The 5,447-nt window shown below is 73.1% G+C and carries 5 protein-coding genes; 3 read left to right on the forward strand and 2 right to left on the reverse strand.

What is annotated here, in order from left to right; all coding sequences use genetic code 11:
• Positions 1-1,330: extracellular solute-binding protein (locus tag ACWJ6R_RS29145; RefSeq protein ID WP_449065301.1), on the forward strand; the 1,330-nt coding region annotated here is incomplete at its 5' end.
• A gap of 343 nt (positions 1,331-1,673) precedes the next feature.
• Entirely contained in the window at positions 1,674-2,933 is a 1,260-nt protein-coding gene (locus tag ACWJ6R_RS29150) for a saccharopine dehydrogenase family protein (protein ID WP_449065302.1), read from the forward strand.
• Between the two features lie 105 nt (positions 2,934-3,038).
• Here ACWJ6R_RS29150 and ACWJ6R_RS29155 read toward each other — a convergent pair whose 3' ends face one another.
• Together ACWJ6R_RS29155 and gabT are read right to left on the reverse strand one after the other, a co-directional pair.
• On the reverse strand, positions 3,039-3,245 hold the full coding sequence (locus ACWJ6R_RS29155; protein WP_449065303.1) for a hypothetical protein: 207 nt from the start codon (positions 3,243-3,245) through the stop codon (positions 3,039-3,041).
• A gap of 216 nt (positions 3,246-3,461) precedes the next feature.
• The gene (gabT, locus tag ACWJ6R_RS29160; RefSeq protein ID WP_449065304.1) at positions 3,462-4,814 is read right to left on the reverse strand and encodes a 4-aminobutyrate--2-oxoglutarate transaminase; all 1,353 of its coding nucleotides are present in this window, start codon (positions 4,812-4,814) and stop codon (positions 3,462-3,464) included.
• 99 nt (positions 4,815-4,913) lie between these two features.
• On the opposite strand from gabT, the gene ACWJ6R_RS29165 reads away from it, so the two are divergent.
• Positions 4,914-5,447 (forward strand): PucR family transcriptional regulator ligand-binding domain-containing protein (locus ACWJ6R_RS29165; protein WP_449065305.1); only part of this gene is annotated, 534 nt, incomplete at its 3' end.

The following is a 5,447-nucleotide window of genomic DNA, read 5'->3' on the forward strand; positions in this document are numbered from 1 at the left end:
GCGGGCCGTACGCCCGGCGGGCCCCGCCGGGCCCCGGCGGCCGGTAAGCTCCGAGCAGGTCGGCAGCGGCGTTCAAGGGGGCATCGTGGGTGGGGACCGACTCCGTCGAACGGAGCTGGCGGGGCTGGCGGGGACGGCTGTCCTGATGCTCGCGGCCTGCGCCGGCACGGGATCGCCGGCCGTCCGGCTCGCGGCCGGCTCGGTGGTGACGCCCACGGTCCCCGCGACGCCCACCACGAAGGCGACCGGCTCGCCCGCCGCGAGCCCTTCGCCCTCGCCCTCGATCGGCGAGTCGGAGGGGACCCTGCGCGTGCTGGCGCTGCAGGGCCGGGTCGAGTACGGCGGGACGAGCACGAAGGTCGACTGGGTCACGCCGTACGAGAAGCGGACCGGGTGCCGGGTCGTGGCGCTGGACCGGGTGCGGACGGGCGAGGAGATGGCCGCCAGGTTCGAGGACGGCTCCTACGACGTCGTCTCGCCCCCGCCGGAGCTGGCCGGGGCGCTGATGGCCGCCGGAAGCGTCGCACGGGTGGACACCTCCCTGATCAAGGCGTACGGCGACATCCCCGGGTGGCTGCGTGAGCTGCCCGCGCTGCGGCGGAAGGACGGGGTCTACGGCGTCCCCTACCTGTGGGGGGTCAACCGGGTCGTGCACGGCGGTTCCCGTGACGGCGCCCGCGACGGCGGCTATGACGGTCCCGGAGACCTCTACACGGCCGATCCCGTGGCGATCAGGGACGACCCGCTGAGCATCGCCGACGCCGCGCTGGCGCTCGCCGGAGCCGGGCGGGATCTCGACGTCTCCGACCCGTTCCAGCTCACCCCGGCCCAGCTCGACGCGGCGGCCGGGCTGCTGGCCGAGAGGGACGGGCCGGACCGGGTCTACTGGAAGGACCCGGTCGAGGTGGTCCGGGCGGTCGCGAGCGGATCGGTGCGCCTGGCCCAGGCGTGGCCGTACCACGCCGACCTCTTCGAACGCGCGGGCAGGCCGCTGGAGACCTTCGGCAAGGCGCCGGCGACCGGCTGGGCCGACTCCTGGATGATCTCCTCCGCCGCCGCGAGCCGGAACTGCGCCTACAAGTGGCTCGACTGGGTCACCTCGGCCGAGGCGCAGCGGTGGGCCGCCGCCTGGACCGGGCTGGCCCCTGCCAACCCCGAGGCCTGCACGGGCCGCGCCCGCCGGGTCTGCGACGTCCACGACGCCCGGGACGGCAAGCGGCCGGAAGGGGTTTTCTTCGCCGTCCGCCCATCGCGGGACTGCGGCGGCGCGGGCGGGGAATGCACTGACTACGCCGATTGGGCGGGCCGTTGGAAGACCCTCGTGAAGTAGGCGGGGACTTCCCGGCCGGCGATTGACGAGCCGCGGGCGCTGTCCGGTCCCCCGCCGGGCGCGCCTGCCGCAGGGCGCTCCTGCGTGCTTCCCCCGGCACCGGGCGCCCCGCTCCCTGCCCGGAGAACACCCGCGCCGGAGCGCCCGGACAGGGTGCCCGGACCCGCTGCCCGGACCCGCTGCCCGGACCCGCTGCCCGGACCGGGGCGGGACCCGCTGCCCAGACCCGGGCGTCCGGATCGCGACGGTTTTCGCGGTGATCGCCATTTCCGGCCGTGGATTCGGTGGGAAAACTCTGCCCCCGCTATCGACTGGTTGACCAGTCAGTGGATAGAGTCCCGCCATGAGAATCCTTCTTGTGGGGGCCGGCGGCGTCGGCTCCGCCGTCGTCCCGATCGCCGCGCGCCGAGATTTCTTCGAACACATCGTGGTGGCGGACTCTAAACAGAGCCGGGCCACCGAGGTCGTGGCCAAGATCGGAGACCCGCGTTTCAGCGCCATCACGCTGGACGCCTCCGACCAGGGAGCGGTCGAGGCCGCTCTCACCGAGCACCGCTGCGACGTGCTCTTCAACGCTGTGGACCCGCGCTTCACGATGCAGCTGTTCCGGGCCGCGCTGAACACCGGGGCCCGCTACCTGGACATGGCGATGTCGCTGTCGCGCCCCCATCCGCTCCGGCCGTACGAACTGCCGGGCGTGAAGCTGGGCGACGAGCAGTTCGCCCTCGACGGCGAGTGGCGGGCCAGGGGCTCCCTGGCGCTGGTGGGCATGGGGGTGGAGCCGGGCCTGGCCGACGTCTTCGCCCGCTACGCCGCCGACCACCTGTTCTCGGGCATCGAGGAGATCGGCGTCCGCGACGGGTCGAACCTGGTGGTGGACGGTTACGACTTCGCGCCGACCTTCTCCATCTGGACGACCATCGAGGAGTGCCTCAACCCGCCGGTGGTCTGGGAGGACGGCGGCTGGCGCACCACCGAGCCGTTCAGCGAGCCCGAGGTGTTCGACTTCCCCGAGGGCATCGGTCCCGTCGAGTGCGTGAACGTCGAGCACGAGGAGGTCCTGCTCGTGCCGCGCTGGATCGACGCCCGCCGGGTGACGTTCAAGTACGGCCTCGGCGAGGAGTTCATCAGCGTCCTGAAGACCCTGCGCAAGCTCGGCCTGGACAGCGCCGACAAGATCAAGGTCGGTGGGGTCGAGGCGTCGCCGCGCGACGTGGTCGCGGCCCGGCTGCCCGACCCGGCCACCCTCGGCGACCGGATGCGCGGCAAGACCTGCGCCGGCACCTGGGTGAAGGGCGTCGGCAAGGACGGTGAGCCGCGCGAGGTCTACCTGTACCACGTGGTCGACAACGAGTGGTCCATGCGCGAATACGGCTGCCAGGCCGTGGTCTTGCAGACGGCCGTGCACCCCGTGGTCGCGCTGGAACTGCTGGCCACCGGCGTGTGGTCGGGCACGGGAGTGCTGGGGCCGGAGGCGTTCGACGCGGTGCCGTTCCTGGAGCTGCTCAACGCCTACGGCTCGCCGTGGGGGATGCGCGACCAGACCGGGGTGGAGCAGCTCCGCGAGCCGGCGAAGAGCCACGAGGTGCTGCTCTCCGCCTGACCGCGGGCTGTCCGATCACGACCCGCCCGGCGGGGCGGCCGTCCGGACTCCCGGGGCCGTCCCCCGGCGGTCCGGGCGGCCCCGGTCGAGCCCCGTCCGGGGCCGTCAGGAGAAGGCCACGCTGCGGGACAGGGGGTAGACGTTGCCCGCCCGCTGCGGGAGCAGCGCCTCGGCGCAGTCCGGGCAGGCGAACAGGACCGCTTCGCTGGGAAGGCGGCCGATCCGGACCCTGGGGCGGGGCCACCTCTTGTGGCAGGCCACGCAGGCGTCCCCCTCGCACTGGGCGGGGGTCAGGCCCTCGGGGTCGAACATAATGAGCCGTGCCGTCGCGGTCGGCCTCCAGTGCATCGCGCTTCCCGTCCTGATCACGCAGTCTCCCGTCGGAACCGTTATAACCTCGCCACCCTCAGTGATCGCTTTGCTGAGTCCCAAGCTGCGGTTAAATCGCCTCCCGGGAGCGGGTTGAGCGACGACAAAAAGGGGCACACGGCATCAAGCCGGGTGCCCCTTCTGGATCGTGATAAACGGTCAGACCTCGCAGACCGCCTTCTCCAGGATCTCCAGCGCCTCCTGGAGCAGGTGCTCGGGCATGACCAGCGGCGGCAGGAAACGCAGCACGTTGCCGTAGGTGCCCGCGGTCAGCACGAGCAGGCCCTCGGCGTGGCAGCGCCTGGCGATCTCGGCCGCGGCGGTGGGGTGCGGTTCCCGGGTGCCCGGGACGACCAGCTCGATGGCGGTCATGGCGCCCCGGCCGCGCACGTCGCCGACGATCGGGGCCCGGTCGGCGAGGTCCCGCAGGCGGGGCAGCATGACCTCGCCGATCCGGCGGGCCCTGCCGACCAGATCCTCCGCCTCGATGGTCTCCAGCACGCCGAGCGCCGCCTCGCAGGCCAGCGGGTTGCCGCCGTAGGTGCCGCCCAGGCCGCCGACGTGCACCTTGTCGAGGAGCTCGGCCCGGCCGGTGACGGCGGCCAGCGGCAGACCGCCCGCGATGCCCTTGGCGGTGACGATGATGTCGGGGACGATGCCCTCGTCCTCGCAGGCGAACAGGTGGCCGGTGCGGGCGAAGCCCGTCTGCACCTCGTCGGCGATGAAGACGATGCCTTCTGCCCGGCAGTACTCGGCGATCCGCGGCAGGAAGCCCTTGGCCGGCTCGATGAAGCCGCCCTCGCCGGCGATCGGCTCGATCACGACCGCCGCCACGTTCCCGGCGCCGATCTGCTTGTCGATCTGGTCGATGGCCTGCGCCGCGGCCTCCTCGGCGCAGTTCTCCGCACCCGTGGGCCAGCGGAACGGGTAGGCCAGCGGCACCCGGTAGACCTCGGGGGCGAACGGGCCGAAGCCGTGCTTGTACGGCATGTTCTTGGCCGTCAGGGACATGGTCAGCAGGGTCCGGCCGTGGTAGCCGTGGTCGAACACGACGACCGCCGGGCGGCCGGTGGCGTGCCGGGCGACCTTGACCGCGTTCTCCACGGCCTCGGCGCCGCTGTTGAGCAGGAAGGTGCGCTTGGCGTGGTCGCCGGGGGTGATCTCGTTGAGCTTCTCGGCGACCTTCACGTACGACTCGTACGGGGTGACCATGAAGCAGGTGTGCGTGAAGTCCGCGGCCTGCCGCTGCACCCGCTCGACCACGCGCGGCGCGGAGTTGCCGACGCTCGTCACCGCGATGCCCGAGCCGAAGTCGATCAGGGAGTTGCCGTCGGCGTCGACGACGACACCGCCGCCCGCGTGGGTCACGAAGACCGGCAGCGTCGTGCCGATGCCCGGCGGGACGGCCGACTGCTTGCGCGCGAACAGCTCGCGGGACTTCGGGCCGGGGATCTCGGTGACGACGCGGCGCTCCTGGGGGAGGGACGGGCCGCCCTGGGTGACGGTGCTCATGCTGCGACGGTATGCGGGCCGGACCGGCGTGCCGATGATGCACTATGGCAAAATCGCCGGGGTCGATATGGCCGTGACGTATAAAACCGGGAGGTGGTCGTGGCTCCGACGCTCCGCACCGTCGTGCAGCGGCCGCCGCTCGGCCTCTCCGTGCTCACCGGCCGTGACGCGCTCGACCGGCCGGTGCGCTGGGTGGCGGTCAGCGAGCTGGAGGACCCCACCCCGTTCCTGGAGGGCGGGGAGCTCGTGCTGACCACGGGCATGCGGCTGGACGCCGCGGCCGCCGGGCCGTACGTCGGGCGCCTGGTCGCCCGCGGGGTGAGCGGGCTGGGGTTCGGCGTCGGCCTGGGGCACGAGGAGATCCCCGCCGAGCTGCTGGCCGCCGCGGACCGGGCGGGGCTGCCGCTGCTGGAGGTGCCGCGCGAGACCCCGTTCGTCGCGATCGGCAAGGCGGTCAGCGACCTGCTCGCCGCCGAGCAGTACGAGGAGATCACCCGGGCCTTCGCCGCGCAGGGCCGCCTGACCCGCGCGGCGCTGCGGCCCGAGGGGGCACGGGCCGTGGTCGACCGCCTCGCCCGCGAGCTGGGCGGCTGGGCGGTCCTGCTCGACGAGGCGGGAGCCGTACGGCACGCG

Source organism: Planomonospora algeriensis (genome assembly GCF_977012225.1).

Coding starts and splice junctions, on each gene's coding strand:
- ACWJ6R_RS29150 (WP_449065302.1), top strand. CDS start 1,674: ATGAGAATCCTTCTTGTGGGGGCCGGCGGCGTCGGCTCCGCCGTCGTC.
- ACWJ6R_RS29155 (WP_449065303.1), bottom strand. CDS start 3,245: ATGTTCGACCCCGAGGGCCTGACCCCCGCCCAGTGCGAGGGGGACGCC.
- gabT (WP_449065304.1), bottom strand. CDS start 4,814: ATGAGCACCGTCACCCAGGGCGGCCCGTCCCTCCCCCAGGAGCGCCGC.